The organism is Stenotrophomonas sp. 1337, from assembly GCF_031455455.1.
Taxonomy (GTDB): domain Bacteria; phylum Pseudomonadota; class Gammaproteobacteria; order Xanthomonadales; family Xanthomonadaceae; genus Stenotrophomonas; species Stenotrophomonas indicatrix.
In genome coordinates, this window is record NZ_JAVDSR010000006.1 from 131,290 (window position 1) to 158,077 (window position 26,788).

Consider the following 26,788-nt stretch of genomic DNA (forward strand, 5'->3'; position numbering starts at 1 on the left):
CCCAGGGATGGGTACACGGCGGCCCCGCAAACCCACAGCGCCCCGCCATCCCGCAGGAAACCAGCTGTGGCTGTTGCTCTGGCTCCCGCCTCTGCGGGTGCCGGGCGCAGCCCGGCCGGGAACCCCTCAGAACCGGAACAGCACCGTAGCCGCATGCAGCAGCAGCCCGATCAGCCCACCCACCAGGGTGCCGTTGAAGCGGATGAACTGCAGGTCTCGGCCCACGCTCAGTTCCAGCTGCTCGACCAGATGACGTTCGTCCCAGCTCTTCACCGTCTGCGCGATATGGGTGGTGACGCCCTCGCGCAGGCGCCCGGTGAGCCGCTGCGCGCCTTCCAGCAGGTGCTGGTTCAATGCCTCGCGCAACGCCGGGTCCGATTGCAGGCTGTCACCCAGCGAGGCCAGGCTGCGCTGCAGATGACCGACCAGTGCCGAATCCTCGCGCTGCAGATCGCCGCGCAGGCTGGCATGGATGCGCGACCACAGGCCCTGCACGTAGTCCTGCAGGGCAGGGTGGTCGATCATTTCCTGCTTGAGCTGCTCGATGCGCTCGGCCAGTGCCGGGTCTTCGCGCAGGCGCTGCACGTAGTTGCCCAGCCATTGTTCGTAGTCCTGGCGCAGCGGGTGCTGCGGCTCGGCCAGCACCTGTTGCAGCTCCTCAAGCACCGCGCGCGCCAGGCGTTCGGCAAGGCTGTCGCCGATCTCATCGATCGGCTTGACCCAGTTCACCGTGCTCGACAGCGTCGGCCATTCGCGCTGGATGTAGCGCACGATCAGCTGCGAGGCGCGCTCCTTCACTTCCGGCTGCTCCAGCCAACGCCCCAGCCGTTGCAGGCCTTCGTCCAGCACGCGCTGGTGGCGGCCATCGGCGGTCAGCAGGCCCAGCAGTTCGCCGGCGGTGGCTGCGGCGTTCCACTGCCGCAGCTGCTGCACCACGAAGCTGTGCAGCTGCCGCCGCACCGCAGCTTCATCGAAGAAGTCCAGCGCCTGCAGCGCCCAGCCACGGGCCATGTCGGCCAGCATCCGTGAACGCGCGGGATCGGCCAGCCAGCTGCCGAGGCGGCTGGCTGGATCGAATACCTGCAGCTTGGCCAACAGCACCGTCGGTTCCAGGAACTGGTCACGCACGAACAGGGCCAGGCTGTCGCCGATGCGTTCCTTGCTACGCGGAATGATCGCCGTATGCGGAATCGGCAGGCCCATCGGCCGCCGGAACAGGGCAACCACCGCGAACCAATCGGCGAGCGCGCCAACCGCGGCGGCCTCGCAGAAGGCCGAGACCCAGGCCCAGATGCCACGCTCGCCCTGCCAGTGGCTGACCGCGAAACCGGCCAGCATCAGCAGCAGCAGGCCAAGGGCGAGGGTTTTCAGGCGCCGCAGCTGGGCGCGGCGCGGATCGATGGCAGACGTCATGCCCGAAGTCTACCCGCAGGCCGGTGAGTACCCGGTAGTGCCGGCCGCTGGCCGGCAACCCATGGACGTTGGAAGCACCTTGCAGCTGCCGGCCAGCGGCCGGCACTACCGGGGGATGCTCAGAGCGTTTCCAGCTGCCTGCGCAGATGGGCCAGCTGTGCGCGCAGGGTGTCGTTCTCGCGGGTCAGGGCAACCACGCGGCGGCGCAGCGCCGGGGCATCCTCGCCAAGCTGCTCCAGCGCGGCCAGCACCTCGGCATCGCGGCTGGCGATCTCATCCTCGTTGGCCTCTTCGAAGTCCATTTCCGCCGACTCCGGTTCAGGCTTCGGCGCACGCGGCTTGCGCTTGGACTCACGCACGCGCTTTGCAGCCTGCTTCAGTTCATCCTTGCCACCGGCAGCCGCCGCGCGCTGCTCTTCTTCCGGCAGGTCGGCCACGGCGGCGGCGGCGCTGATCGAGATCATGCCGGCCTTCACCGCTTCCACCACCTCGGCCGCAGCCTGGGCGTGGATGCGCTCGATCATGCCCACCTGGCTGGTGCTCAGCTTGGCTTCGCGGGCCAGTTCGGCGCGGCTGATCTTCGGCGCCGGTTCCCACGGTGGGCTGTCTTCGCCGGCCTCGTCGGCGGGCTCGGCGGTGCCGTCGCTTTCGCGCTGCAGCTGCGCCTGTTCGACCTGCTTGCGCGCGGACAGGATGTCGCGCTTGCGCAAGGCCAGCACGCCGCGCTGGAAATCGGAAACGCTGCGCCGGCCCAGGTGCTGCTCGATCATCCACAGGTGCACGTCTTCCATGCTCTGGAAGCGGGTGTTCTGCACGGTGTTGAACGGCAGTCCATGCTTCTGGCAGATGCCGAAGCGGTTGTGTCCATCCACCAGTACGTCGCCCCACAGTACCAGCGCATCGCGGCAGCCTTCGGCGAGGATGCTGCGCTCCAGCGCCTCGTGTTCGTCGGCGGTGAGCGGGTCGATGTAGGCCTTGAGTTCTTCTTTGACGACGATGTTCATGGGCACGGCAACAGGCAGGAGCGGAACCGCCCATTGTACCTGCTCGCCAGCACCGCCCTCGCCTCAGGCGGTGGCCCGGATCATCTCGCCCAAGGTGCCGGTGATCTGGTCGATCTGTGCCTTGTCCACGATCAGCGGCGGTGACAGCGCGATGATGTCGCCGGTGCAGCGCACCAGCAGGCGCCCGTCGTGGAAGCAGCGGCGGAACACCTCGTAGCCACGGCTGCCGGGGGCATCCTTGCGCGGTGCCAGCTCCACCGCACCGACCAGGCCGAAGTTGCGGATGTCGATCACGTTCGGCAACCCCTGCAGGGCGTGCAGGCGCTCCTGCCAGTATTCGCCCAGCTCGATCGCGCGCTCGAACAACCGTTCCTCGGCGTAGATGTCCAGCGTGGCCAACGCCGCCGCGCAGGCCAAGGGGTGGCCCGAATAGGTATAGCCATGGAACAGCTCGATGGCCTGTGGCGGACCCTGCATGAAGCTGGCATGCACGCTGTCGCCGACCAGCACGCCTCCCAGCGGCACCGCGCCGTTGCTGGCGCCCTTGGCGAAGGTCAACAGGTCCGGGGTGACCCCGAAACGCTGCGCGGCGAACGCCATGCCAACCCGGCCGAAGCCGGTGATGACCTCATCGAACACCAGCAGGATGCCGTGCTGGTCGCAGATCTCGCGCAGTCGTTGCAGATAGCCCGGCGCCGGCAGGATCACCCCGGCCGAGCCGGCGATGGGTTCAACGAACACCGCGGCAATGGTGGACGGATCGTGCAGGGCTATCAGCCGTTCCAGATCGTCGGCCAGCTCGGCGCCCTGGCGTGGCAGGCCCTTGCTGAACGCATTGCGTGACAGGTCCAGGGTATGCCGCAGGTAGTCCACGCCGCCGAGCTGCAGGCCGAACTGGCGGCGGTTGTTGGGCAGCCCGCCCAGTGCCATGCCGCCGAAGCCGACCCCGTGGTAGGCCTTCTCACGGCTGATGAAACGCGTGCGCTGTCCCTCGCCGCGCAGGCGGTGGTGGGCCAGCACGATCTTCATCGCCGAATCCACCGCCTCCGAACCCGAGCTGGTGAAGAACACGTGGTTCAGCCCGGCCGGGGCCAGTGCCGCCAATCGCTGCGCCAGGGCGAAGGCCGGCGGCGAACCCATCTGGAAGGCCGGCGAGTAATCGAGGGTGGCGGCCTGCTCGGCGATCGCGTCGACGATGCGTCGGCGCGCGTGCCCTGCATTGCAACACCACAGGCCAGCGGTGCCATCGAGGATGGCGCGCCCATCGACGTCCTCGTAGTGCATGCCCTCGGCACGTACCAGCATGCGCGGCGCGCCCTTGTACTGGCGGTTGGCAGTGAACGGCATCCAGTACGCGTCCAGTGAATCGGGGCGCTGGGTGGCCAGGTCGTGCAGGTCGCTTGCAGGGGTTTTCATGCCGGCTCCGTCGGGTCCGATGGGTGCGACTCTAGCGCAGCCGCGTCACGGTTCTGTCGGCAGGCATGGCCCGGCGCTACCGTTCGGGCCTCGACCTTGTGGTAGCGCCGGGCCATGCCCGGCGAGCGCGCAGCGCGGTCGATCACGGTGGGGTCGCGGCCGCGCCGGTATAAACAAGGAACGTTGATTGCTGGAGCGACCCATGGCCGACTTCCCCGACCGCAGCCACTGGCAGGCCCTGCGCAGCCGCGTGGCGATTCCTGCGCAAGCGTTCATCGATGGCCGCTACGTGGATGCCGCCAGCGGCGCGCGCTTTGATTGCATCAGCCCGATCGACGGGCGCGTACTGGGTGCGGTGGCCGACTGTGATGCGCAGGACGTCGAGCGTGCAGTGGCCTCGGCGCGCCGCACGTTCGACGCAGGCCACTGGTCGCAGGCCAGCCCAGCCCATCGCAAGCGCGTGCTGCTGGCGCTGGCCGCGCTGGTGGAGACGCACGCCGATGAGCTGGCCCTGCTGGAAACGCTGGACATGGGCAAGCCGATCCGCGATGCGCGTCGCATCGATCTTCCCGGCGTGGTGCGCTGCCTGACCTGGACCGCTGAAGCGGTGGACAAGCTGTACGGTGAAATCGCCCCCACCGGTCCGCACGAGCTGGGCCTGGTCACGCGCGAGGCCGCAGGCGTGGTGGCGGCCATCGTGCCGTGGAATTTTCCGCTGCTGATGGCGTGCTGGAAGATCGCGCCGGCATTGGCGATGGGAAATTCAGTAGTGCTGAAACCCTCCGAGCGCTCGCCACTGAGTGCGTTGCGGCTGGCCGCGCTGGCGGCCGAAGCGGGATTGCCGGACGGCGTGCTCAACGTGTTGCCCGGACACGGCTCACGCGTGGGTGAGCCACTGGCCCTGCACATGGACGTGGACGTGCTGGCCTTCACCGGCTCCACCGCTACCGGCGCCAGGCTGCTCGAATACGCGGGGCGTTCCAACCTCAAGCGGGTCTGGCTGGAATGCGGTGGCAAGAGCCCGCACGTGGTGTTCGCCGACGCACCGGACCTGGATGCGGCCGCCGAGGGCGTGGCGCAGGGCATCTTCTTCAACCAGGGCGAAGTCTGCACCGCCGGTTCGCGGTTGCTGGTGCAGCGTTCGATCCGCGATGACTTCGTGCACCAGGTGATCGCCTACGGCCAACGCATGCAGCCCCGCCATCCGCTGGAGGCCGATGCACCGATGGGCGCGCTGGTCGATGCCGCGCACGTGGACAAGGTACTGGCCGATATCGCCCGGGCCGAAGCCGATGGCGCGCGCCTGCTGCTGGGCGGCCAGAGGGCCGAAGTGGAGGCGGGCGGTTGCTATGTGCAGCCGACGGTGTTCGACCAGGTACGCCCGGAACAGGCATTGGCCCGCGAGGAAGTGTTCGGCCCGGTGCTGGCCGTGCTCGGCTTCGATGACGAAGCCGAGGCTGTGCGCTTGGCCAACGACAGTCGCTATGGACTGGCCGCCGGCCTGTGGACGCGGGATCTTGGACGCGCCCATCGCGTAGCCCGCCAACTGCGCGCGGGCAGCGTGTGGGTGAACGGCTGGGACGGCGGTGACATGACGGCACCGTTCGGTGGCTACAAGCAGTCCGGCAACGGCCGCGACAAGTCGCTGCACGCCTTCGACAAGTACAGCGAGATCAAGGCCACCTGGATCCAGCTGTAGACCGCGCTACCGGCAGCTTGCACTGACCTGCAGCACCGCCTCGCGCAGCAACTGCCGGTCCACTTCCTCCACTGCGTTCTGGAAGTAGTGCATGTCCTGCTGGCCCAGCGTGCACGGGTCAACCATGTAGCCCGGTGGCCAGGTGCCGAGCATCTGGGCAACACCCTGCAGGATCTGCTCGGGCGTCATTTGCCGGTGGATCCGGAAAGGTGGGCGACGGGGCGCGAACGCCGCATGCACCTCACGGCGGCCGATCAGCTTTGCGGTCACACCCTCGGCAGTGATGCCATCGCCACCATCGATGCTGCCAGCCGGCAGCCTCAGATTCAGTGGTTGGTTGCGCGCAGCCGCGCTGCGTTGCCGATCGACATGCGCTGAGCGCTGCTCGGCCTGCGCAGTAGGAAGCGCGGGGGCGTGCCGAACCTGGTGCGGCGCAGCCGACGGCCGTGATGCATCGACAACCTGAGGGCTCATCGGCGGCGCTTCCGGCGGCAGCCAACGCAGGCTGATCCGCGAATTGTCGTGTGCGATCAAGGCGATGCGCCCCGCATGCAACAGCCACCACAGCATCAGCAGATGCACCAGCAGCACCGCCAGCCATGCAGCCAGGCGAGGCAGCAGCGGGGAATCGGAGCATGACTGCGGGGCGGCAGAACCCATCGGTGAAGCATCCATGCAGGGACCGGTGGTGCAGCGTAGCGGCCCCCCGGAAAGAATTCGTTGGCGTCGGTGTCGCCTGAAACCATTGCCCCGGCGGGGCGGCCAAGCGTGGCAGAATCGGTCGATCCGCCGTTACCCGCCTTGCCGATGTCGACGATCACCGCTGCCGCGCCACCCGTGAATTCTCCCCGCCGTGTCCTGCTGGCCAGCCTGATCGGCACCACCATCGAGTTCTTCGACTTCTACATCTACGCCACCGCCGCAGTGCTGGTGTTCCCGCACCTGTTCTTCCCGGAAAGCAGCGACCAGGCCGCCTTGCTGCAGTCCCTGGCCACCTTCGCGGTGGCGTTCATCGCACGCCCGGTGGGCTCGGCGGTGTTTGGTCACTTCGGGGACCGTATCGGCCGCAAGGCCACCCTGGTGGCCGCGCTGCTGACCATGGGCCTGTCCACGGTCGCCATCGGCCTGCTGCCCACCCATGCGCAGATCGGCCTGTGGGCGCCGGCACTGCTGGCGCTGTGCCGCTTCGGCCAGGGCCTGGGCCTGGGCGGCGAATGGGGTGGGGCGGTGCTGCTGGCCACCGAGAATGCGCCGCCGGGCAAGCGCGCCTGGTACGGCATGTTCCCGCAGCTGGGTGCGCCGATCGGCTTCCTGCTGTCAGCCGGCATCTTTCTGCTGCTCGGTCGCTTTCTGGGCCAGGACGATTTCCTGCAATGGGGCTGGCGCATTCCGTTCGTTGCCAGCGCGCTGCTGGTCGGCCTTGGCCTGTGGGTGCGGCTGAACATCCACGAGACACCGGATTTCAAGCGCGCGCTGGAGCGCAAGGCGCCGGTACGCCTGCCGATGTGGACGGTGCTGCGCGACCATCCGCTGCCGATGCTGCTGGGCACGCTGGGTGCGTTCGCCACCTTCGTGCTGTTCTACCTGATGACGGTGTTCAGCCTCGGCCATGGCACCGCCGTGCTCGGCTACAGCCGCGAGCAGTTCCTGCTGATGCAGATGGTGGCGATGCTGTTCTTCGCCGCCGGCATCCCGCTGTCGGCACGCTACGGTGATCGCTGGGGAACGCGCCGCACGATGGCCATCGCCAGCCTGCTGATCATCGGCTTCGGTGTGCTGTTCGCGCCGTTGTTCCAGGCCGGCAGCCCGTGGCTGGTACTGACGTTCCTGTGCCTGGGCCTGTTCCTGATGGGGCTGACCTACGGCCCGTGCGGCACGTTCCTGGCCGAAATCTATCCGGTGGAAGTGCGCTACACCGGTGCCTCGCTGTCGTTCAACCTCGCCGGCATTCTGGGCGCAGCCCCGGCGCCGTACCTGGCGACCTGGCTGGCCGAGCGTTATGGGCTGGTCGCGGTCGGCTACTACCTGTGCCTGACCGCAGTGATCACCCTGTGCGCGCTGCTCGCCCTGCAACGCCGCCAGCGCTGATCAGCCGAAGAAGCGCTTGAGCGTGCGGCCCAGCCAGCCGCCGCTCTGGTGCTCGCGGGCAAACTGGTTCAGGTGCTGCTTGACCTGTTCGGCATAGGCCTGGTCGTCGCCGCGGATGTGGTTGAACAGCCAGCGCGAGAGCATGGTGCGCAACTCGTCACTGATGTCCTCACCGGCCTGGAAGCGCATGCGGTATTCCGATACCCGCTTGATGAAGACCTCATGCACACGCTTGTGCGCGGCACAGAACGGGTAGCCTGCCTCCTCCATCAGCTCTTCTTCGAATGCGAAGTGCGACATGGTGTAGTCCACCACCTCGTCGATCACTTCGCCCACCGCTGCCCGCTGCAGGCTGGTCTGCGCCACGTGCAGGTGGTTGAGCATTTCGATGATGCGGCGGTGTTGCTGATCGATCACATCGATGCCGATGTTCAGATCGTCCTGCCAGACCAGTAGTGCCATCCCCGGCTCCCCTTCATGCTGATGTCGGGGCCGACTGTAGAGGCGCCGCCCATGGGCGGCGTTGATCTGGATCAAGGCATGCCAGTCAGGACAGCGCAGCCTCGCGCGGGCGCAGCGGGCTGGCCACCGTGGTGCAGCTGACCCGGTTGCGGCCTCCGGCCTTGGCCAGGTACAGCTGGCGATCGGCCTCGGAAATCAGCCGGTGCAGCGCATCACGCTGCGGCCGCAGGCAGCACAGGCCGATGCTGACCGTCATGCGCAGCGTGGCACTGCCGATGTCCACTTCCAGCGCGGCGATGCGCTGGCGCAGCTCCTCGAAATAGAGCAGGGCTTCGTCCTGTTCCATGTCCGGCACCAGCAGGCAGAATTCCTCGCCGCCGAAGCGCGCGATCAGGTCCTGGCTTCGCGCGTGGTCGCCGACAGCACGGGCGACCGCGCGCAGCGCATCGTCACCCGCTTCGTGGCCGTGGGTGTCGTTGATGTGCTTGAAATGGTCGATGTCGATCATCGCCACCGCCACGCACTGGCCATGCAGCTGCAGTTGCGGCAGCTGGCGCTGGCTCTGTTCCAGGAAGCAGCGGCGGTTGGGCAGTCCGGTGAGGAAATCGCGGGTGGCGAGGTCCTGCAGCGTGCCGATCAGTTCCAGCTGGTCCACATTCTGCGAGACACGGCAGAAGAACTCTTCACGCGAGAAGGGTTTGCGCAGGAAGTCATTGGCGCCGTTCTTCAGGAAGCGCGGAATGAGCGACGCATCGGTATTGCCGGAAATGCCGATCACCGCCACCTTGTCGCGCGAGCGCAGGGTGCGCAGGCGGCGGGTGAACTCCACGCCCTGCATGCCCGGCATCTCCTGGTCGACAACGGCCAGGCGGATCGCCGGGTGCGCCTCGATCGCCGCCAGGCCTTCGCTGCCATCGGCCGCCTCGTACACCTCATGACCGTACATGCGCAGCAGGGCGGCGGCATAGCCGCGTGCGGACGGCGAGTCGTCCACCACCAGCGCGGCGATGCGCCGGTTGCGTTCCAGGCGCTGCACCAGCCAGACCAGATAGTCGATGCTGCCCGGAGTGTTCTTCAGCACGTAATCGATGATCTGCTGCTGCAGCACGCGCTTGCGCAGGTCCTCGTCGTACACGCCGCTGACCACCACGGTCGGCAGGTTGCGCTTGAGGAAGAACTCGACCACCGCGTCGCGGTCGCCATCGGCCAGCACCAGCCCGGTCAGCACCAGGAACCAGCCGCCTTCTTCACTGAGCAGGCGATCAGCTTCGGCCAGCGAGCTGGCCACCACCACCGGCAGCTCCAGGCGCTGTTCGATGGCTTCGCGCAGCATGCCGGTGAAGGCACGGGAATTTTCCACGAGCAGGATGCGCTGCGGCAGCGGATCGGCCAGGTCGCCATCGACAGCGGCCTGCGGCAGGACGGGCATGATGCGGTGGCTCACGTGGGAGGGCTCGGCACCGATAGCGGCGGTTTCAGGTGCAACTTTAGGACAAAAACGTCCGTACCCGCTGCCTGGCACATTGATTGGAGGGGAAGCGGTTAGTATCTGCTGGAGGTTCCTGACGTTAACTTCGACCTGGAGGTCACTGTGCGATTTTCATGTTTTGGTGCGACCACTGCATTTTTGATTCTCGCCGCTGCCCCGGCATTCGCGGGCGGTCCGTCGGACTTCCATGGAAAGCCGTTGGCAACTGCTGGACTGGGTCAGGCAAGTCCTGCCGCGATCAATCTCAGTCAAGACCCCAGCTGGCAGCTGTTTGGATTCCAGCGCGATGGGATCACCTATCTACAGGTGAATGACCTGCTCGGAAACGTGCAGTTGATCATCGGCAATGCTGGAGGCACATACTGGGTGCTGCCGGCAGGCAACAACGCGGCGCGGGTTTCGCTGCCCCAGCAGCAGATCCAGATACCGGCAGGTGCCACCCGCTCGCAGATCTACAGCGCCAGTGATTTCTCGCTGGTGCGTTACCGCAGCGGCAGCGACGTTATCTGGTCGGTCGAAACACCGTAAAGACAGTGAGGAGCGCAGCGGCGTCGGGGTCTCCGCGCCGCTGCGATTGCCACGATGGACGCGGCCGAGCAGACCCCGGGCGTCAGGTCTGGGTCTGCGAGTTTCCCTGCCCGAAGGCCGTTACGTGATCCATCGCGTTGAACGATGCCATGCCGAGGGCGGCGGAATCATCCGTTTCCACCATCGCCATCCGTATCCGGTTCCGATGGCACTGCACTGTCCCGCCATACGCAATCGTCCGGCCAGCCAAGCGCTCGACCGTGGCGGTAACGGTGGACGGTGACAGGTTGCGGTATGAATCCAGTAGTGCGACCGTCATCAGGATGCCGCGGCGTCCGCCTGTCTGGCCGCAACGTACGCGGATGCGGATCTGGCCTGATTCACTGTTGATCAACAGCGAAACAGCATCGGTGAGTGCGCGATAGGCGGCTAGCTGCAGGCCGACGCTGAGCTGGCAGGGATCGCCGAGCAGGCGAGGGCGCATCACCCGATGGCTCAGGTCCCAGCTTTCACGTACGCCGCCGGCCTGGAGGGCGACATAGAGCCCGAGATGTTCCAACGCGGCCGGATAGACCATGCTGGTCTGTTCCCTGAACTGTCGCGAATGGACCGAAGCCATGTGCAGAAGGCTGTTCGCTATAGTGGGATGGCCCTGAGCATTGAGCCAGTTCACCACCTCGCTGAGCGAGGTGTCGATACCGTCCCCCAGTTTCCTCAGGTGCCGCGCGCGCTCGCGGAGATCTAGCTCGCTTGCCACCAGTGAATTTCGCGCATGCTTGAGCGCATCCCTTTCACCCACTTCGCCCAATCGCGAACGGTGGTAGTAGTGGGTAATGCGCGACCCCAGCACCAACAGTGCAGCGCCGGTGACCGCCATTATCTGCTGGGTCGCGAAGGCGGCTGGATCGAATGCTCCCGTGTAGGGACTGGGCGTGGTGAGGCCGATGATCAGGTTGAGCGAGGGCACTCCGATCGCCGCACCTCGCCAGCCGTACAGGCAGGTAAGCACGACGACCGGCAGCGCCATCAGCAGCTGCATCGACGTCTTGGCATTGACTTCGTCCAAGGGCAGCTGTGCGGCATACAGACCAATCATCGCCATCATCGTCAGGGCGGCGAGTGCAGGCGGGGCAAAGCCTGACGTCCACCGGGCGTTGCTGGTCCGTCGTGTCCACAGCAACGCGAGCGGCGCAAGGGTCAGAATGCCGATGAAGTCGCCAACCACCAAGCGTGCGATGCTGGCAATCACCGGCATCTCGGGTGGTGTCGGCCAGAGAAGGTGTGCCAGCATCAGATTGAGCGCGGTGACCAACAGCGCCGAAGCCGCCGCGACTGAAATCAGCCACGCATTCTTCGTGGTCACCATCATCTTCCGGTGGAGATGCACGATCAGCATCACGGCAGGCATCAGCAGTGCCGAACCAAGTACGATCCAGGCCAGCCCATACTTCTCGATCATTGGCACGCGCATCTGCGCAAAGTAGGCGTATTCGCCCAGCAGCAGGTATGGCCACCAACGCGGGGGGAACAACAGCACTGCAGCGACGCGGACGCCGGCCGGCAGATAGAACTGGTCGAGCGACAACTGGCGCGACGCCCAGCATGCAATGGCGTACAGCAGCGCAAGGACCAGCCCCGCCGGGCGGATACGCAACTTCAGCTGCAGGCCTTCATTCCACCAGTTCAATCGCACTACCCCTTCACAGTACGTTCCCTGTCAGCATCCATTCGCCGCGGGACCCGGTTCTTAGCGACGGTATCGACACGCGTTCGATTATGCAATCGCCTCAGCGCTCGGCCCGCAAGTGAGAAAGTCATCACAGGAATACCGGCGGCGACGAGTTTCACAGTTTTCGGCGGGCGGTAGATTCAGCTCGCTTCCTGATCAGCTCACCACAACGCATCCCGCAGCTTGTACCAGGACATGGCCGCCACCAGCAGCGGCATGCGCAGCAGGCGTCCGCCGGGGAAGGGCGCATGCTGCAGCCGTTTGAACACGTCCAGCCGCTCGCTCTGGCCAACGATGGCTTCGGCGATCACTTCACCGGCCAGCCCGGCCGCTGCCACGCCGTGGCCGGAGAAGCCCTGCGCGAAGTACACATTCCCATCCAGCCGGCCCCAGTGCGGGGCACGGTTGCGGGTGATGTCCACATAACCGCCCCAGACCTGCTGCAGCGGGATGTCGGCCAGTTGCGGGAACACCTCGTGCATGCGCCGCTGCATCACCCGGTGCAGGCCCGGCGGCGGCAGCGCAGAATAGCTGGCGCGGCCACCGAACAGCAGGCGGTGGTCATGGCTGAGCCGGAAATAGTCCAGCGCCCAGGCCGTATCGGAGACCGCCATGTTGTTGCCGATCAGGGCACGGGCGCGCTCGGCCCCCAGCGGTGCGCTGGCGCCGATATACGTACCGACCGGCATGATGCGCCGCTCGAGCTCAGGCACCAGCCCCTGCAGCAGGGCGTTGCCGGCCACCACCAGCTGCGGCGCGCGCACGCTGCCGTGGTCGGTATGCAGCACCGCATGTGCGCCGCGTTGAATGCGCGTCACCGGCGATTGTTCGTGGATGACCACCCCGGCTGCGCGCGCGGCATCGGCCAGCCCGCGGGCGTAGGCCAGCGGATGCAGGTGGGCGCTGAGCGGGTCGAACATCGCCGCGCGGTAGCGCGGACTGTCCAGTTGCCCACGCAGGGTATCGCGCTCCCACCACTGCATCGGGTAATCGTAATGTCGCTGCAGGTGTTCGCAGTTGGCGCGCAGGTCGCGCTCGTGGCGTGCGCGGATGGCAACGCTGGCGTGGCCCTCCACCCAATGGCACTCGATGCCATGCCGGTCGATGCGCGCACGCATCGCCTGTACCGCCTCGCGCGACCAGTCGAACAGGCGGCGCGCATCCTCGTGGCCGAGCTGGCGTTCCAGCTCGTCCACTTCGCAGCCGTAGCCGACCAGCGCCTGGCCACCATTGCGGCCCGAGGCTCCCCAGCCGATCCGCTGCGCTTCTAGCACCACCACCCGCTGGCCGCGCAGGGCCAGTTCCAGTGCGGCGGTGAGGCCGGTATAGCCGGCGCCCAGTATCGCCACATCGGCATGCAGTTCACCGCGCAACGGCGGCAATGCGGGCGGTTCGGGCAGGCTGCTGGCGTACCAGCTGGGCGGGAAGGAGGCGCTCACCGGCGGCCTCGCAGAAGCGGGAAAGGGCGTCGGAGCGGGGGAGGACGGTCGGGCTTCACGCCGATAGTTTGGCCCAAGCCGGGCGCCCGTGGTGTGAGGGCAGCGGCTTGCCGATGCCGATGCCGGGCGCGTACCTTGATGCCACGCCAAGGAGTTTCCCCATGCGCCGCCTGCCCTGGGTGGGCCTGCCCACCGACAGCACCGTGCTCGGCCATCATCGTTTCGCGGTGGCCGGGGAAAAATATGTGCGTGCGTTGGTTGACGCTGCGCAGGCAACACCGCTGGTGCTGCCGAGTGTGCAGCCGCCGCTGCCGGCGCGCGATTGGCTGCAGGGCCTGGATGGCCTGCTGCTGACCGGCGCGGTCAGCAACATCGAGCCGCAGCATTACGAAGGGGGCCGCACCTGGAACGGCAACCGGCATGACCCGGCGCGCGACGCCACTGCGTTCGCGCTGCTGCGCGAGGCGCTGGCGATGGATCTTCCCGTGCTGGCGATCTGCCGCGGATTCCAGGAGTTGAATGTGGCGCTCGGTGGCACGCTGCATCCGCAGGTACATGCAGTGCCTGGCCTGGCAGACCATCGCGAAGACCCACAGGCGCCGGTGGAGGTGCAGTATGGGCCGGCCCACGCGATCACCCTGGCCGATGGGGGGTGGCTGGCGCAGTGGAGTGCCGCCGATCGGGTGCAGGTCAATTCCGTGCACGGGCAGGGCATCGCACAGGTTGCCGAAGGCCTGCAGATCGAGGCCTGGGCCGATGATGGCCTGGTCGAAGCAGCACGCAGCCCGCGCCATCGATTCGTGCTCGGCGTACAGTGGCACCCGGAGTGGCGTGTCATGCAGACGCCGTTCTATCACGCTATTTTCCGTGCGTTCGGCCAAGCTTGCCGGCAGCACCAACAGAATCGACTGGAATCCCCATGAGTTCCCGAACGCGCCCGCGCAAGACGGCCACGCCCCCGCCCCCGCAGGAAAGCAGCCTGCTGCGCTGGCTGAAGGAGCGGCGCATCACCGAGGTCGAATGCCTGGTTCCGGACATCACCGGCAATGCGCGCGGCAAGATCATCCCGGCCGACAAGTTCTCGCACGATTACGGCACGCGCCTGCCCGAAGGCATCTTCGCGACCACCGTCACCGGCGAATTTCCGGACGATTACTACGACCTGACCTCGCCGTCGGACTCGGACATGATCCTGCGCCCCGACCCGGACACCGTGCGCATGGTGCCGTGGGCGACCGACCCGACCGCGCAGGTCATCCATGACTGCTACACCAAGAACGGCGAGCCGCATGAGCTGGCGCCGCGCAACGTGCTGCGCCGGGTGCTGGATGCGTATACCGAGCTCGGCCTGCGGCCAGTGGTCGCGCCCGAGCTGGAATTCTTCCTGGTGCAGAAGAACACCGATCCGGATTTTCCGCTGCTGCCACCGGCGGGCCGCTCCGGCCGCCCGGAAACGGCAAGGCAGTCGTACTCGATCGACGCGGTCAACGAGTTCGATCCGATCCTCGACCTGATGTACGACTACTGCGACGCGATGAAGCTGGACGTGGATACGCTGATCCACGAATCCGGCGCGGCGCAGCTGGAGGTCAACTTCACCCACGCCAATGCGATGGATCTGGCCGACCAGGTGTTCCTGTTCAAGCGCACCATGCGCGAATCGGCGATGCGCCATGGGGTGTATGCCACCTTCCTGGCCAAGCCGATGGAGAACGAACCGGGCAGTGCGATGCACATCCACCAGAGCCTGCTGCGCATCAGCGATGGCCAGAACGTGTTCACCGGCGAGCACGGTGGTGAGGATTTCAGTCCGCTGTTCGCCCATTACCTGGCCGGCCTGCAGAAATATGTGCCGATGGCCATGGCGTTCTTCGCGCCGAACGTGAATTCCTACCGGCGCCTGGTGTTCGGTGAGGTCTCGCCTAGCAACGTGCACTGGGGCTTCGACAACCGCACCTGCGGCCTGCGGGTGCCGCTGGATACGCCGGAGAACATGCGGGTGGAAAGCCGCTTTGCCGGCTCCGATGCCAACCCTTACCTGGCGATGGCCGCGACCCTGGCCTGCGGGCTGCTCGGCATCCGTGAGCGCCTGGCGCCGGATGCGCCGGTGACCGGCAGCGCCAAGGAACTGGGCTACGACCTGCCGCGTTCGCTGGGTGAAGCGCTGGACGGGCTGGAGCAGTGCAGCGAGCTGCAGGCCCTGCTCGGTGAGCGCTTCTGCCGCGCCTACACCTCGGTCAAGCGAAAGGAATACGAGACCTTCTTCCGCGTGATCAGTTCGTGGGAGCGCGAGTTCCTGCTGCTGAACGTGTGAAGGCCGCGAATAGAAAAATCCCTCGCCGGGGGGTAGGCTGGCACCCGTCGCCGGCCCGGCCGGCCCCCCTTTCTGCATTCTGGAGCACCCGATGAAGCTGCGTATCCTCACGCTCGGCCTGGCCTCCGCCATGCTTTCCGCCTGTGGCGGCGGCAACGGCGGCGGACAGGACAGCCAGGTCCTGAACGTCTACAACTACAGCGACTACATCGCCGAAGACACCATCCCCAACTTCGAGAAGCAGAGCGGGATCAAGGTCACCTACGATGTGTTCGACAGTGACGAGATGGTCGAGACCAAGCTGCTGGCCGGCAACAGCGGCTACGACGTGGTGGTGCCGACGCTGAACTTCTTCGGCCGGCAGATCCAGGCCGGCGTGTTCCTGCCGCTGGACAAGTCGAAGATCCCGAACCTGGCCAACCTCGACCCGGCGGTGATGAAGCGCATCGCCACCCAGGATCCGGGCAACCAGTACGGTGTGCCGTACATGATCGGCACCACCGGCATCGGCTACAACGTGGACATGCTGAAGGAGCGTTTCGGTGGCAGCGCCGACATCGCCAACAGCTGGGACCTGGTGTTCAAGCCGGAAAACATCAGCAAGATGAAGGACTGCGGCGTGACCATCCTGGACACGCCGGCGGACATGATTCCGATCGCGCTGCACTACCTGGGCCTGGACCCGCACAGCGGCGATCCGGCCGACCTGCAGAAGGCGGCAGACCTGCTGAAGTCGATCCGCCCGTACGTGCAGAATTTCCACTCCTCGCAGTACGTGGGCTCGCTGGCCAACGGCGGCACCTGCCTGGTGGTGGGCTGGTCGGGTGACATCATCCAGGCCCGCGACCGTGCGGCCGAGGCCAGCAATGGCGTGCACGTGGCCTATTCGATCCCGAAGGAAGGCGCGCCGCAGTGGTTCGACATGCTCGCCATCCCGAAGGATGCCAAGCATCCGGAAGCGGCCTACGCGTTCATCAACTACCTGCTGGAACCGAAGGTGGCCGCGGCCAACACCAACTTCATCCACTACGGCAACCCGGTGCCGACCGCGACCCCGCTGGTGGACGAGGCGATCCGCACCGACCCGACCATCTACCCCCCGGCCGACGTGGCCGCGAAGATGTTCACCTATTCGATCAACACGCCGGAGACCGACAAGCTCTACACCCGGCTGTGGACCGAGGTGAAGACCGGCAGGTAAGCGGTCCTGCCCGCTGGAAGAAAGTGGTAGCGCCGGGCCATGCCCGGCGGATGGCCTCAGCCCTTCCCGGAAGCTGCACCACCGGCCCGGCCAAGGTGCCGCAGGATGGCGGGCAACAGGTCGCGCGCATCGCGACCGCCGTTGCACAGGAATGATGAGCTCATCCGCTGCAGGTTGTGCATGCCGATGAAGAACAGCCCGGGCTGCGGGGAGACTCCGAACTCGCCGAGCGGATAACCGTGTTCGTCCAGCACGCCATCCACATCCAGCCACGGCCATTCGGCGACGAAGCCCGTGGCGAGGACAACCGAGCGTATGCCGGCAGCGTTCAGATCCAGTGCGCGCGGCGAGGCGTCCGGCTCCCAGTGCAGGTACACCTCTTCGGGAATGTAGCGGGCATCATCAGTGCGCGGTTCGGGCCGCGTGTCGTAGTACCCGCTTGCCAGTGAATCGAGATAGGCGTACTCGGCCCGCGTCGCCTCGACCGCCGTGCGCAGCTGTGGGCGGACATCGGCGAAGCGGGCGATGTCCGCGTCCAAGCCCTGCAGGCGGCCCAGCAGCGTGATGCCCTCGCGGTGCATCGACAGCAGGCTGATCGAGCTGCCCAGGCCTGCGCGTCCCTTGCCGGAAATCAGCGGGAACTCTGCGGTCCGGGCCTTGCGCAGCGCGTCCGGCTCCCCGGCGAGTACCCCGGCCGATTCACTCACATGCTGGTGGATGCGTCCGGCCATGTCCCACCAGGTCATCGAATCCTTGCCGCGCAGCCGGCGCGTATGCGAATGGCGCTCGGCCAGCGACCAATACACGTTGCGGCCGCTGGCGCGGAGATCCTGGGCGATCTGCGCGCCGGACTGGCCGCCGCCGATGACCAGCACAGCGCCGTCGGGAAGCTGCCGGGAATTGCGGTAGTTGCTGGAGTGCTGTACCGCCAGCGCCGGCCCGGGCGCAAAGGGAACGCGGGGCATCCGGGGACGGCCGTATTCACCGGTGGCCACCACCACCGCAGCGGCCTGGATCGGCCCGCGGCTGGATTCGATGGCGTAGCCGCCCGCCTTGGGCGTGACACGCAGGACCGCGCAGCCTTCGTGGATCGGCAGTGACCTTTCGCTGGCGTAGTCGCGGAGCCGCTGGATCACTTCCGGTGCGGCCATGAAGCCCTCCGGGTCGTCGCCCGCATAGGCGTGGCCATGCAGGGCCATCGTCGCGTTGGCGGTGTTGGTCTGGAAGGAATCCCAGCGCCGCCGCCAGCTGGCGCCCACGGTTTCCGCCTCCAGTACGCGATGCGCGACGCCGGCCTCCTGCAGGACCGCGCTGAGTGACAGCCCGGCCTGGCCGGCGCCGATGATGGCCACCTCCAGCCGATCAGCTGACGAGGGCTGGGGGGCGGGTGGGGCGAAGACAGAAGTGTCTGCGGATGTCACGCGTGTTCGTCCATGGTCGGCCTCGATCCTGGGGATTGCGACGGGGTAGTGGCGGGCGATCAAGGCTCCCGGTTCTGAAAAACGTTGCAGATTCGGCGCGGCACCCGCAGGCCAAGGCGGAAACACCAGGCAACGGCCACGCAGGGGGGCGCGTGTTGCGCCTGGAGTGCGCCATTTGCGGGCCAAACCCGACACCGGTCCGGTACTCCAGGACGGCCAGCGGCGCCTTCCCGCCCGCCGTCGTCATATCCCCATCGGCCCCCGGCCGGTAGAATGGCGGCCGCTGTCCACCGCCCGCTCCCGGAGCCCCCATGCCCGTTGAAGCCCAGCCGGAAGCCGCCGTCGTCGAAGCGACCGGTGTGCCCGGCTATCTCTCCATTCGTGATCTGCGCAAGGAATTCGATGGCTTCGTCGCCGTCGATGACGTCAACCTGGACGTCCGCAAGGGCGAGATATTCGCGCTGCTCGGTGGCTCCGGCAGCGGCAAATCGACCCTGCTGCGCTGCCTGGGCGGCTTCGAGACACCCACCAAGGGCAGCATCACCGTCGATGGCCAGCGGATGGACGCGCTGCCGCCGTACCAGCGGCCGGTCAACATGATGTTCCAGTCCTATGCGCTGTTCCCGCACATGACCGTGGAGCAGAACATCGCCTTCGGCCTGAAGCAGGACGGACTCGGCCGCGAGACCATCGCCAAGCGCGTGGGCGAGATGCTCGACCTGGTGCAGATGGGCCATCTTGGCAAGCGCAAGCCGCACCAGCTGTCCGGCGGCCAGCAGCAGCGCGTGGCGCTGGCGCGGTCGCTGGCCAAGGGGCCCAAGCTGCTGCTGCTGGACGAACCGATGGGCGCGCTGGACAAGAAGCTGCGCTCGCAGATGCAGCTGGAGCTGGTCAGCATCATTGAGTCGTCGGGCGTGACCTGCGTGATGGTCACCCACGACCAGGAAGAGGCGATGACCATGGCCACCCGCATCGCGGTGATGGACGCCGGCTGGATCCAGCAGGTCGGCAAGCCCGACGAGGTCTACGAGCAGCCGGCCAACCGCTTCGTTGCCGAGTTCATCGGCTCGGTCAACCTGTTCGACGGGGTGATCGACGAGGACCTGCCCGAATACGTGACCGTGCGTTCGCCGCTGTTCCCGGCGCCGGTCTACATCGCCCACGGCATCACCTGCTATGAAGGGCAGCCGGTCGCGTTCGCGCTGCGCCCGGAGAAGGTGATGATCGGCAAGGACGAGCCGGAAGGGCACACCAACAAGGCGCAGGGCGTGATCGAGGACATTGCCTACTTCGGCAGCCATTCGGTCTACCACGTGCGCCTGCCCAGCGGCGCCAAGGTACTGGCCAACTTCGCCAACTCGCAGCGCTGGGCCAGCGATGGCCTGACCTGGGGTGACGAGGTGTGGGTGCACTGGCGCGACAACGACGGCGTGGTGCTGACCTCATGAGCGCCGCCGGCCTGAAGCGCTGGCTGCCGGGGCTGCGTGCCACGGTGATCGGCATTCCGTACCTGTGGCTGCTGCTGTTCTTCGCCGTGCCGTTCCTGATCGTGCTGATGATCAGTTTCTCGCACAGCCGGGTCGGCTCGCCCCCGTACACCTGGCTGCTGCAGTACGTCGATGGCGGGCTCTCGCTCAAGCTCAACCTCGAGAACTACCTGGCGCTGTTCCGTGATTCGATCTATGCGCAGGCGTTCCTGAGCTCGATCAAGATCGCCGCCATCTCGACCTTCCTCACCCTGCTGATCGGCTATCCGATGGCCTATGCCATCGCCCGCCTGTCGCCGGCCGCGCGCAACGTGGCGATGATGCTGGTGGTGCTGCCGTCGTGGACCTCGTTCCTGATCCGCGTCTATGCATGGAAAGCGATCCTGGACCGCAACGGCCTGCTCGACCAGTTCCTGCAGTACACCGGCCTGCAGTCGCTGATGACCTCGATGGGCCTGCCGAAACTGCAGCTGATCGACACCCCGACCGCGGCCTACATCGGCATCGTGTACTGCTATCTGCCGTTCATGGTGCTGCCGCTGTACGCCAACCTGGTCAAGCATGACCACCGACTGCTGGAAGCAGCCTACGACCTCGGCGCCAAGCCGTGGCAGGCATTCCTGCGCATCACCCTGCCGCTGTCGAAGGCGGGCATCATCGCTGGCTGCATGCTGGTGATGATCCCGGCGATCGGCGAATTCGTGATCCCGGAAATGCTGGGTGGCTCGGAAACCCTGATGGTCGGTCGCCAGCTGTGGAACGAGTTCTTCAACAACCGCAACTGGCCCGGTGCCTCGGCAATGGCGGCGGCGATGATCCTGTTGCTGCTGGTGCCGATCCTGCTGTTCAACCGATCCCAGCAGCGGTTGCTGGAAGGGAAGCAGGCATGAGCCCGCGTTCTGCCAAGGGCCTGGGCCTGGGCGTGCTGCTGCTCGGCTTCGCTTTCCTGTACCTGCCGATCCTGCTGTTGATGTTCTATTCGTTCAACAGCTCGCGGTTGGCCATGGTCTGGGCCGGGTTCTCCACCCGTGCCTACAGCGACCTGTTTGCCGACCGCGCACTGATGGATGCGATGTGGACCAGCCTGGTGGTCGCGTTCTGGACCGCCTGTACCGCCACCGTGCTCGGCACGCTGGCGGCGATGGTGATGACCCGCTTCAAGCGTTTCCGCGGCAAGCCGTTCTTCGGTGCGCTGGTGACCGCGCCGCTGGTGATGCCGGACGTGATCCTCGGCTTCTCGCTGATGGCGCTGCTGGCCTCGATGGGCGCGATACCGGGCTTCCCGGCGCGCGGCCTGGCCACCATCTGGATCGCCCACGTCACCTTCACCCTGTGCTTCGTCACCGTGGTGGTGTCCTCGCGCCTGCAGGAGATGGACCTGTCGCTGGAAGAAGCGGCGATGGATCTCGGCGCGAGCCGGCTGACCGTGTTCACCCGCATCACCCTGCCGATCATCGCCCCGGCGCTGGTGGCCGGTTGGCTGCTGGCGTTCACCCTGTCGCTGGATGACGTGGTGGTGGCCAGCTTCGTTGCCACGCCGGGCTCGACCACGCTGCCGATGAAGGTGTTCGCCTCGGTACGCATGGGCATCAGCCCGAAGATCAATGCGCTCGCCACGCTGCTGGTGTCGGCAGTGTCCATCGCTGCGGTGATCGGCTGGTACATCAATGCGCGTGCGGAGAAGCGACGCCAGCGCGACCTGCAGCTGGCCCGCCAGGACAACGGCTGAGCCGGCAACATCCGGCTCACGGCGGCCGGCGCACAATGGGGGTCTACCTGATGGAGACCCCCCATGACCGTCGAGATCATCAACCCGGCCACCGGCCAGGTGACCTACCGCCATGAGCTGATGGATGCCGCTGCCATCGAGCAGCGCCTGCAGGCCGCAGCCGAGGCGTTCCCACGCTGGGCCGAGCGCTCGCTGCAGGATCGCGGGGCGATCCTCAAGCAGATTGCCGGCCAGCTGCGCTCGCGCCGCGATGACCTGCAGCAGGCCATGACCAGCGAGATGGGCAAGCTGAAGGCCGAGGCCCTGGCCGAAGTGGAAAAGTGCGCGACCACCTGTGAGTTCTATGCCGACCATGCCGCCGACTATCTGAAGCCGCAGCTGATCGACACCGAGGCCCAGCGCAGCTACGTGCGCTATGAACCGATCGGCTGCGTGTTCGCGGTGATGCCGTGGAATTTCCCGATCTGGCAGGTGTTCCGCTTCCTGGCCCCGGCGTTCATGGCCGGCAACGTGGCGCTGCTCAAGCACGCCAGCAACGTGCCGCAGTGCGCCGACCTGATCCTGGCGGTGTGCCGCGATGGTGGCCTGCCGGACGGTGTGTTCGACGTGCTGCACATCGACAACGACCAGGCTGCCGACGTACTGCGCGATGCACGGGTGAAGGCAGTCACCCTGACCGGCAGCGAGCGGGCAGGGCGCTCCATCGCGTCCAACGCTGGCAGCCAGTTGAAGAAGTCGGTGATGGAGCTGGGCGGCAGCGACGCCTTCGTGGTGCTCGATGATGCCGACCTGGACAAGGCGGTTGCCGCCGCGGTGAAGTCGCGCTTCGACAACAGTGGCCAGACCTGCATTGCCGCCAAGCGCTTCATCGTGGTTGAAGCGGTGGCCGATGAATTCACCCGGCGCTTCGTCGAGGCCGCGGGCGAGCGTCAGTACGGCGACCCGAACGAGCGCGGCACCACACTGGCGCCGATGGCCCGTGCCGACCTGCGCGACGAACTGCACAAGCAGGTGCAGGCCAGCGTCGCCAAAGGCGCGCGGGTGCTGATCGGCGGCGAACCGATCGCCGGTTCGCATGCGGGCTACCCGGCCAGCGTGCTCGACCAGGTGGGGCCGGGCATGCCCGCCTATGACGAAGAACTGTTCGGGCCGGTCGCTGCGGTCATCCGGGTCAAGGATGAAGCCGAAGCGCTGCGCGTGGCCAACGACACCCGCTTCGGCCTCGGCGGCAGCGTGTGGACGCGTGACCCGGTGCGTGGCGAGTCCTTCGCCCAGCGCATGGAATGCGGCGCGGCCTTCGTCAACGCCATCGTCAAGAGCGATGCCCGCTTGCCGTTCGGCGGCAGCAAGGAATCAGGTTTTGGCCGTGAACTGGCCGACCACGGCATCCATGAGTTCATGAACATCAAGACCATCTACGTGGCTTGATTCCCAACGGTAGTGGCGGGGGGGGGGGGGGGGGGGGGGGGGCGGGGGCCCCCCCCCCCCCCCGGCACTACCCAAGGCAGGTCATGTGCCACGACCAACGGTCGTGGCCTACCGGTCCGGTGGGTATCGACCGTTGGTCGATACGCCCTACAGCCACTTCACCCGCTTGAACAGCCGGTAAAGGCCAACGCAGATGCCACCGACAGCGACGATCATCAGCGGATAGGCCCACGGCTGGTTCAATTCCGGCATGTGGCTGAAATTCATGCCATACCAGCTGGTGATCAGCGTCGGTGCGGCCAGCAGCGCGGCCCAGGCACCCAGCCGCTTCACCGTCTCACCCTGCGCCAGCGTCACCAGTGACAGGTTCACGCTCAGGGCCGTGCCCAGCATTTCGCGCAGCGTGTCGATGACATCGCTGATGCGTACCGCATGGTCGTGCACGTCGCGGATATACAGCTTCACTTCGTCCGGGAACAGCTCGCCCTGGTACCGACGCAGCTGTGCCAGTACATCCTGCAGTGGCGCCACCGCCATCCGCATCTTGTTCAACTCGCGCTTGAGCTCATACAGGCGCACCACCGTGCTGCGCTTGTAGCTGTCGGCGAAGATGTCCTTCTCCAGCAGTTCCAGGGTGTCGCGGAAGCGGTTGGTGATGGGCAGGTAATTGTCGACCACGAAGTCGGCCACGGCGTACAGGCAGTACGAGGGGCCCATTTTCAGCAGCTGTGGTTCGCGCTCCACGCGCGCGCGCACCGGTGCGTACGAGAGCGAGGCGCCATGGCGAACGGTCACCAGGAACCGTGGGCCGAGGAAGGCGTGGGTCTCGCCGTACTGGATGCGCTCGTCAACCATCTGCGCGGTGGTCACCACCACGAACAACGAGTTGCCGTAGGCCTCCACCTTGGGGCGCTGGTGCGCGTTGCGCGCATCTTCGACGGCCAGGTCGTGCAGGCAGAATTCTTCCTGCAGCTTCAGCAGCACGTCTTCGTTCGGATCGTACAGGCCGACCCAGACGAAACCATTGTTGCTGGCGATGACATCGCTGATGGCATCCAGGCTGATGTCGTGGCGTTTGCCGTCGTCATCGTAGTGGACGCAGTTGATGACGCAGGTGGGATTGGCTGCGGCGGAGGCGGCAGCAGGGGCGGGCAGTGGGGCGGGCAATGACATGCCCGCCATCGTGCGTCAGTGCTGCGTTTCCGACAAGTGAGGACGGCGCCCCAGCACCCAGGCCAGCGCCGCGTGGACCGGCAGCAGCAGCACGATCCACTGCACGTTGTACTGCGCCTGCAGGCTCAGCCAGTGCAGCACCAGGGCAGCCACGGCCTGCACCGCCACCAGCCACAGCACGATCCTGAACATGCGGCCGGGCACGCGCCGCCGCAGCAGGCTGATCGCCCCCGGCAACAGCAGCACGCACAGCGGCGACAGCAGCAGCAGGTTGCGGTTGGCCCAGGCAGCGTAGTGCGTGCTGAAGCCCCACAGGAACACCAGCAGGCCACCGGCGATGGTGCACAGCAGCCACAGCGGCAAGGCCAGGCCGGCCAGCAGGCGCGTACGCCTGCGCAGCGCCACCACGCCCACCGCAATCACCAGGCCACACAGCAGCCACGGCCACCAGTGGCGCGCGAATTCCTTCGGTTCGGGATCGATGCGGTGCGGCAGCAGTTCCTGCTCGGACTGCACCAGCGGGCGGCCGTCGCTGTTGCGGGCCTGCCGCAGGGCATCGGCCAGGCGCATCGGCACGAAGGCTTCCTGCCAGCGCGACAGCGGCTGGTCGGCAAACGGACCCAGGCCGATATCGAAGCCCAGCCACATCCACGGGGCCGGGGACGCCAGCCGTACCGACTCGCTGCGATAGGTGTTGCCACGCGAACGGCCCGACAGCTGCGAGTGCAGGCCGCCGCCCAGCGCCTTGTCCAGCGTGTCGCGCACCATCGTCGCGCAGTTGGCGGTGTAGTAATCGTAGTGGTAGCGCGCGTTTTCCGGCTTGGCCCGTTCGGCCAGGTCGGCGGCCAGCGAGCGCGCCTGGTCAGGGGTGATATCCAGCCACTGCACGCTGGCACCGCGGCCGGTCTCGTCGTAGTACGACAGGTCCTGCTGCAGTGGCAGCGCCACCAGGTAATACATCATGTCGCCACGCACGAAGCGGCCGATGAAATCCTGTTCGGACGGATCGAAGTAGCCGAAGTTGTACGAGATCGCCTCGCCGCTCACCGGGTCCAGCACGACGATGGCATCGTGGCCGAAGCGTTCGAAGAACACGGTGCCGGGCTGCATGGTGACCACACCAACGCGCGGGGCAGGGGCATCACTGGCCGTCGAAACGGCCGGTGGCGCCGCCTGCGCGAACGCGGTCAGTGGCAGGGTCGTGGCCAGCATGCAAAGTGCCAGCCACACCGTCAGGATCAGGCCACGGTGCTTCAAGCGTCGTCCTGCGCGTCCGGTGCCAGCACCGTTACATGGAAGGCCTGGACCCGGCGCGCATCGGCGCGGGCTACGCGGAACATGAAGCGGTCCAGCGCCAGTTCGTCACCGACTTCCGGCAGATGGCCCACCGCTTCGGTCACCAGGCCACCGATGGTGTCGTAGTCCTCATCGGAGAAGGTGGCACCGAAGCGCTCGTTGAAATCGCCGATCGGCGTGAGCGCATCCACCACGTACTGGCCATCGGCCTGGATGGCGATCTGCGCCGAGAAGTCCTCGGCCTCGTCGTGTTCGTCGTCGATCTCGCCGACGATCTGCTCCAGCACGTCCTCGATGGTGACCAGGCCGGCGACACCGCCGTACTCGTCCACCACGATCGCCATGTGGTTGCGCGACAGGCGGAATTCCTTCAGCAGCACGTTGAGCTTCTTCGCTTCCGGAATCAGCACCGCCGGGCGCAGCAGCTCACGCACGTTGCCCGGACCGTTGTCGGCAACCACGCCGCGCAGCAGGTCCTTGGCCAGCAACACGCCGAGGATGTCGTCCTTGTTTTCGCCATGCACCGGGAAGCGCGAATGGCCGGACTCGACCACCTGCTTCATCAGCTCCAGGAAGGGCGCCTCCACCGGCAGCGAGACCATCTGCGAACGCGAGATCATCACGTCGCCCACGGTCAGCTCGGCCACCGAAATGGCACCTTCCATCATCTTCAGGGTATCTGCGGCGATCAACCCTTCTTCCTGCGCGGTGTGCAGGACAGCGACCAGCTCGTCGCGGGTGTGGGGTTCGCCGGAAAAAGCAGACGTCAGGCGTTCAAGCCAGCCGCGCTTCTTTTCACTGTGCTCCACGGAGGAGCTACTACTGTCGTCTTCTGACATCTCTGGAAAAAAGGCACCCGGCAGGCCGGGCGATGACCCAAGTCTAGCAGGATGTGGGGGCCTGTCAGTGACCGTCGGCCGCCGGGGCGGTGGCGGCCGGGCCCTCGTCCTCGGCCGGCAGGTCCAGGCTGTAGGTGCAGCCGGCCAGGGTCCTGCCGGGGTGGCTGGCGACGGTGGATACGCTGAGGATGATCGACTCGATCTGCGCCTCCCCGGTCTTCGGGTCGGTCACATCGCGGCTGACCAGCTCGCGCCCGGCCATGAACTTGCCGTCCTGGTCGTAGCCGATCTCCAAGGCCAGCTGCTTGGCCAGCGGCCGCGGATCGGCCTGGTCGAGCACGGCCATGATGCTGGCGCCGGCCACGGCCACACGCTCGGTCTGCTGGCCGAACACGGTGATCGGGCTGGCCAGGCGGTACTCGCTCATGAACTGGTTGCCCTGCGGCAGCGGCTGCAGGCCATGCGCCACGGCCTTCAGCGGATCGGCCAGCAGCGGTGCCAGCGCGGCGTGCTCGGCCACGCCCTGGCGGCATTCGATCAGCGCAGGCAGGTCCAGTGGCGCGGCGGAAGCGGTTGGGGCGACGACCAGCAACATGGGCAGGAGACGCAGCGGTGACATGGCGGGAGCACCCC

General features: G+C 66.6%; 23 protein-coding genes. 10 read left to right on the forward strand and 13 right to left on the reverse strand.

What is annotated here, in order from left to right; genetic code table 11:
- Positions 1 to 126 precede the first annotated feature (126 nt).
- The 3 genes from J2X70_RS10740 to J2X70_RS10750 form a co-directional block, all read right to left on the reverse strand.
- The gene (locus J2X70_RS10740; protein WP_025875354.1) at positions 127 to 1,413 is read right to left on the reverse strand and encodes a DUF445 family protein; all 1,287 of its coding nucleotides are present in this window, start codon (positions 1,411 to 1,413) and stop codon (positions 127 to 129) included.
- Between the two features lie 119 nt (positions 1,414 to 1,532).
- Positions 1,533 to 2,417 (reverse strand): hypothetical protein, encoded by an 885-nt coding sequence (locus J2X70_RS10745; RefSeq protein ID WP_025875352.1) that lies wholly within the window; start codon positions 2,415 to 2,417, stop codon positions 1,533 to 1,535.
- Positions 2,418 to 2,480: 63 nt separating this feature from the next.
- Positions 2,481 to 3,833, reverse strand: coding sequence for an aspartate aminotransferase family protein (locus J2X70_RS10750; protein ID WP_059063656.1), 1,353 nt, complete (start codon positions 3,831 to 3,833; stop codon positions 2,481 to 2,483).
- Positions 3,834 to 4,035: 202 nt separating this feature from the next.
- On the opposite strand from J2X70_RS10750, the gene J2X70_RS10755 reads away from it, so the two are divergent.
- On the forward strand, positions 4,036 to 5,532 hold the full coding sequence (locus J2X70_RS10755; protein WP_309910298.1) for an aldehyde dehydrogenase: 1,497 nt from the start codon (positions 4,036 to 4,038) through the stop codon (positions 5,530 to 5,532).
- Positions 5,533 to 5,538: 6 nt separating this feature from the next.
- Here the strand turns inward: J2X70_RS10755 and J2X70_RS10760 are convergent, their stop codons facing one another.
- Positions 5,539 to 6,192: a hypothetical protein gene (locus tag J2X70_RS10760; RefSeq protein WP_241655239.1), complete on the reverse strand. Its 654-nt coding sequence runs from the start codon at positions 6,190 to 6,192 to the stop codon at positions 5,539 to 5,541.
- A 147-nt stretch (positions 6,193 to 6,339) separates the two neighbouring features.
- On the opposite strand from J2X70_RS10760, the gene J2X70_RS10765 reads away from it, so the two are divergent.
- A complete protein-coding gene (locus tag J2X70_RS10765) occupies positions 6,340 to 7,620 on the forward strand; it encodes an MFS transporter (RefSeq protein ID WP_025875343.1) in 1,281 nt (426 codons plus the stop codon).
- Here J2X70_RS10765 and J2X70_RS10770 read toward each other — a convergent pair whose 3' ends face one another.
- Complete coding sequence (locus J2X70_RS10770; RefSeq protein ID WP_025875341.1) at positions 7,621 to 8,082, reverse strand: bacteriohemerythrin; 462 nt, start codon at positions 8,080 to 8,082, stop codon at positions 7,621 to 7,623. It abuts the gene before it with no gap.
- Between the two features lie 85 nt (positions 8,083 to 8,167).
- Positions 8,168 to 9,511, reverse strand: a complete 1,344-nt coding sequence (locus tag J2X70_RS10775) for a diguanylate cyclase (protein WP_059063890.1) — start codon at positions 9,509 to 9,511, stop codon at positions 8,168 to 8,170.
- Between the two features lie 258 nt (positions 9,512 to 9,769).
- On the opposite strand from J2X70_RS10775, the gene J2X70_RS10780 reads away from it, so the two are divergent.
- The gene (locus J2X70_RS10780; protein ID WP_235189914.1) at positions 9,770 to 10,099 is read left to right on the forward strand and encodes a hypothetical protein; all 330 of its coding nucleotides are present in this window, start codon (positions 9,770 to 9,772) and stop codon (positions 10,097 to 10,099) included.
- Between the two features lie 82 nt (positions 10,100 to 10,181).
- Here the strand turns inward: J2X70_RS10780 and J2X70_RS10785 are convergent, their stop codons facing one another.
- Both J2X70_RS10785 and J2X70_RS10790 read right to left on the reverse strand, forming a co-directional pair.
- Positions 10,182 to 11,792, reverse strand: coding sequence for an MASE1 domain-containing protein (locus J2X70_RS10785; RefSeq protein ID WP_309910301.1), 1,611 nt, complete (start codon positions 11,790 to 11,792; stop codon positions 10,182 to 10,184).
- Between the two features lie 197 nt (positions 11,793 to 11,989).
- Positions 11,990 to 13,228 carry an FAD-binding oxidoreductase gene (locus J2X70_RS10790; protein ID WP_256994051.1) on the reverse strand — a complete coding sequence of 413 codons (1,239 nt, stop codon included), beginning with the start codon at positions 13,226 to 13,228 and terminating at the stop codon, positions 11,990 to 11,992.
- 200 nt (positions 13,229 to 13,428) lie between these two features.
- Here J2X70_RS10790 and J2X70_RS10795 point away from each other — a divergent pair, with 200 nt between their 5' ends.
- The 3 genes from J2X70_RS10795 to J2X70_RS10805 all read left to right on the forward strand — a co-directional run bounded on the left by J2X70_RS10795 (position 13,429) and on the right by J2X70_RS10805 (position 16,782).
- Positions 13,429 to 14,190 carry a gamma-glutamyl-gamma-aminobutyrate hydrolase family protein gene (locus J2X70_RS10795; RefSeq protein ID WP_080149307.1) on the forward strand — a complete coding sequence of 254 codons (762 nt, stop codon included), beginning with the start codon at positions 13,429 to 13,431 and terminating at the stop codon, positions 14,188 to 14,190.
- A complete protein-coding gene (locus tag J2X70_RS10800) occupies positions 14,187 to 15,581 on the forward strand; it encodes a glutamine synthetase family protein (protein ID WP_025875326.1) in 1,395 nt (464 codons plus the stop codon). Before J2X70_RS10795 ends, J2X70_RS10800 begins: the two co-directional genes overlap by 4 nt.
- A 91-nt stretch (positions 15,582 to 15,672) precedes the next feature.
- Positions 15,673 to 16,782, forward strand: a complete 1,110-nt coding sequence (locus tag J2X70_RS10805) for a polyamine ABC transporter substrate-binding protein (RefSeq protein ID WP_033830748.1) — start codon at positions 15,673 to 15,675, stop codon at positions 16,780 to 16,782.
- A gap of 56 nt (positions 16,783 to 16,838) precedes the next feature.
- Here J2X70_RS10805 and J2X70_RS10810 read toward each other — a convergent pair whose 3' ends face one another.
- Positions 16,839 to 18,239 carry an NAD(P)/FAD-dependent oxidoreductase gene (locus J2X70_RS10810; RefSeq protein ID WP_309910378.1) on the reverse strand — a complete coding sequence of 467 codons (1,401 nt, stop codon included), beginning with the start codon at positions 18,237 to 18,239 and terminating at the stop codon, positions 16,839 to 16,841.
- Between the two features lie 275 nt (positions 18,240 to 18,514).
- Here J2X70_RS10810 and potA point away from each other — a divergent pair, with 275 nt between their 5' ends.
- The 4 genes from potA to J2X70_RS10830 all read left to right on the forward strand — a co-directional run bounded on the left by potA (position 18,515) and on the right by J2X70_RS10830 (position 22,847).
- On the forward strand, positions 18,515 to 19,651 hold the full coding sequence (potA, locus tag J2X70_RS10815; RefSeq protein ID WP_025875320.1) for a polyamine ABC transporter ATP-binding protein: 1,137 nt from the start codon (positions 18,515 to 18,517) through the stop codon (positions 19,649 to 19,651).
- On the forward strand, positions 19,648 to 20,580 hold the full coding sequence (locus J2X70_RS10820; protein WP_032975682.1) for an ABC transporter permease subunit: 933 nt from the start codon (positions 19,648 to 19,650) through the stop codon (positions 20,578 to 20,580). Before potA ends, J2X70_RS10820 begins: the two co-directional genes overlap by 4 nt.
- The gene (locus J2X70_RS10825) at positions 20,577 to 21,419 is read left to right on the forward strand and encodes an ABC transporter permease subunit (RefSeq protein WP_025875316.1); all 843 of its coding nucleotides are present in this window, start codon (positions 20,577 to 20,579) and stop codon (positions 21,417 to 21,419) included. The genes J2X70_RS10820 and J2X70_RS10825 overlap by 4 nt, the downstream gene beginning before the upstream one ends.
- Positions 21,420 to 21,482: 63 nt before the next feature.
- The gene (locus J2X70_RS10830) at positions 21,483 to 22,847 is read left to right on the forward strand and encodes an NAD-dependent succinate-semialdehyde dehydrogenase (protein WP_088100392.1); all 1,365 of its coding nucleotides are present in this window, start codon (positions 21,483 to 21,485) and stop codon (positions 22,845 to 22,847) included.
- 147 nt (positions 22,848 to 22,994) lie between these two features.
- Here J2X70_RS10830 and J2X70_RS10835 read toward each other — a convergent pair whose 3' ends face one another.
- From J2X70_RS10835 to J2X70_RS10850, 4 genes are all read right to left on the reverse strand, one after another.
- Complete coding sequence (locus tag J2X70_RS10835) at positions 22,995 to 24,029, reverse strand: magnesium and cobalt transport protein CorA (RefSeq protein ID WP_051501564.1); 1,035 nt, start codon at positions 24,027 to 24,029, stop codon at positions 22,995 to 22,997.
- 6 nt (positions 24,030 to 24,035) lie between these two features.
- Entirely contained in the window at positions 24,036 to 25,277 is a 1,242-nt protein-coding gene (locus J2X70_RS10840) for a DUF4105 domain-containing protein (RefSeq protein WP_309910306.1), read from the reverse strand.
- Complete coding sequence (locus J2X70_RS10845) at positions 25,274 to 26,155, reverse strand: transporter associated domain-containing protein (protein ID WP_033830752.1); 882 nt, start codon at positions 26,153 to 26,155, stop codon at positions 25,274 to 25,276. The genes J2X70_RS10840 and J2X70_RS10845 overlap by 4 nt, the downstream gene beginning before the upstream one ends.
- Before the next feature lie 64 nt (positions 26,156 to 26,219).
- Positions 26,220 to 26,774 (reverse strand): hypothetical protein, encoded by a 555-nt coding sequence (locus J2X70_RS10850; RefSeq protein WP_025875308.1) that lies wholly within the window; start codon positions 26,772 to 26,774, stop codon positions 26,220 to 26,222.
- Positions 26,775 to 26,788: the final 14 nt, after the last annotated feature.

Excerpts from the sequence above, each read along its gene's own strand:
- J2X70_RS10740 (WP_025875354.1), bottom strand. The coding sequence starts at position 1,413 with ATGACGTCTGCCATCGATCCGCGCCGCGCCCAGCTGCGGCGCCTGAAA.
- J2X70_RS10745 (WP_025875352.1), bottom strand. The coding sequence starts at position 2,417 with ATGAACATCGTCGTCAAAGAAGAACTCAAGGCCTACATCGACCCGCTC.
- J2X70_RS10750 (WP_059063656.1), bottom strand. The coding sequence starts at position 3,833 with ATGAAAACCCCTGCAAGCGACCTGCACGACCTGGCCACCCAGCGCCCC.
- J2X70_RS10755 (WP_309910298.1), top strand. The coding sequence starts at position 4,036 with ATGGCCGACTTCCCCGACCGCAGCCACTGGCAGGCCCTGCGCAGCCGC.
- J2X70_RS10760 (WP_241655239.1), bottom strand. The coding sequence starts at position 6,192 with ATGGGTTCTGCCGCCCCGCAGTCATGCTCCGATTCCCCGCTGCTGCCT.
- J2X70_RS10765 (WP_025875343.1), top strand. The coding sequence starts at position 6,340 with ATGTCGACGATCACCGCTGCCGCGCCACCCGTGAATTCTCCCCGCCGT.
- J2X70_RS10770 (WP_025875341.1), bottom strand. The coding sequence starts at position 8,082 with ATGGCACTACTGGTCTGGCAGGACGATCTGAACATCGGCATCGATGTG.
- J2X70_RS10775 (WP_059063890.1), bottom strand. The coding sequence starts at position 9,511 with ATGCCCGTCCTGCCGCAGGCCGCTGTCGATGGCGACCTGGCCGATCCG.
- J2X70_RS10795 (WP_080149307.1), top strand. The coding sequence starts at position 13,429 with ATGCGCCGCCTGCCCTGGGTGGGCCTGCCCACCGACAGCACCGTGCTC.
- J2X70_RS10800 (WP_025875326.1), top strand. The coding sequence starts at position 14,187 with ATGAGTTCCCGAACGCGCCCGCGCAAGACGGCCACGCCCCCGCCCCCG.
- J2X70_RS10805 (WP_033830748.1), top strand. The coding sequence starts at position 15,673 with ATGAAGCTGCGTATCCTCACGCTCGGCCTGGCCTCCGCCATGCTTTCC.
- potA (WP_025875320.1), top strand. The coding sequence starts at position 18,515 with ATGCCCGTTGAAGCCCAGCCGGAAGCCGCCGTCGTCGAAGCGACCGGT.
- J2X70_RS10820 (WP_032975682.1), top strand. The coding sequence starts at position 19,648 with ATGAGCGCCGCCGGCCTGAAGCGCTGGCTGCCGGGGCTGCGTGCCACG.
- J2X70_RS10825 (WP_025875316.1), top strand. The coding sequence starts at position 20,577 with ATGAGCCCGCGTTCTGCCAAGGGCCTGGGCCTGGGCGTGCTGCTGCTC.
- J2X70_RS10830 (WP_088100392.1), top strand. The coding sequence starts at position 21,483 with ATGACCGTCGAGATCATCAACCCGGCCACCGGCCAGGTGACCTACCGC.
- J2X70_RS10835 (WP_051501564.1), bottom strand. The coding sequence starts at position 24,029 with ATGGCGGGCATGTCATTGCCCGCCCCACTGCCCGCCCCTGCTGCCGCC.
- J2X70_RS10845 (WP_033830752.1), bottom strand. The coding sequence starts at position 26,155 with ATGTCAGAAGACGACAGTAGTAGCTCCTCCGTGGAGCACAGTGAAAAG.
- J2X70_RS10850 (WP_025875308.1), bottom strand. The coding sequence starts at position 26,774 with ATGTCACCGCTGCGTCTCCTGCCCATGTTGCTGGTCGTCGCCCCAACC.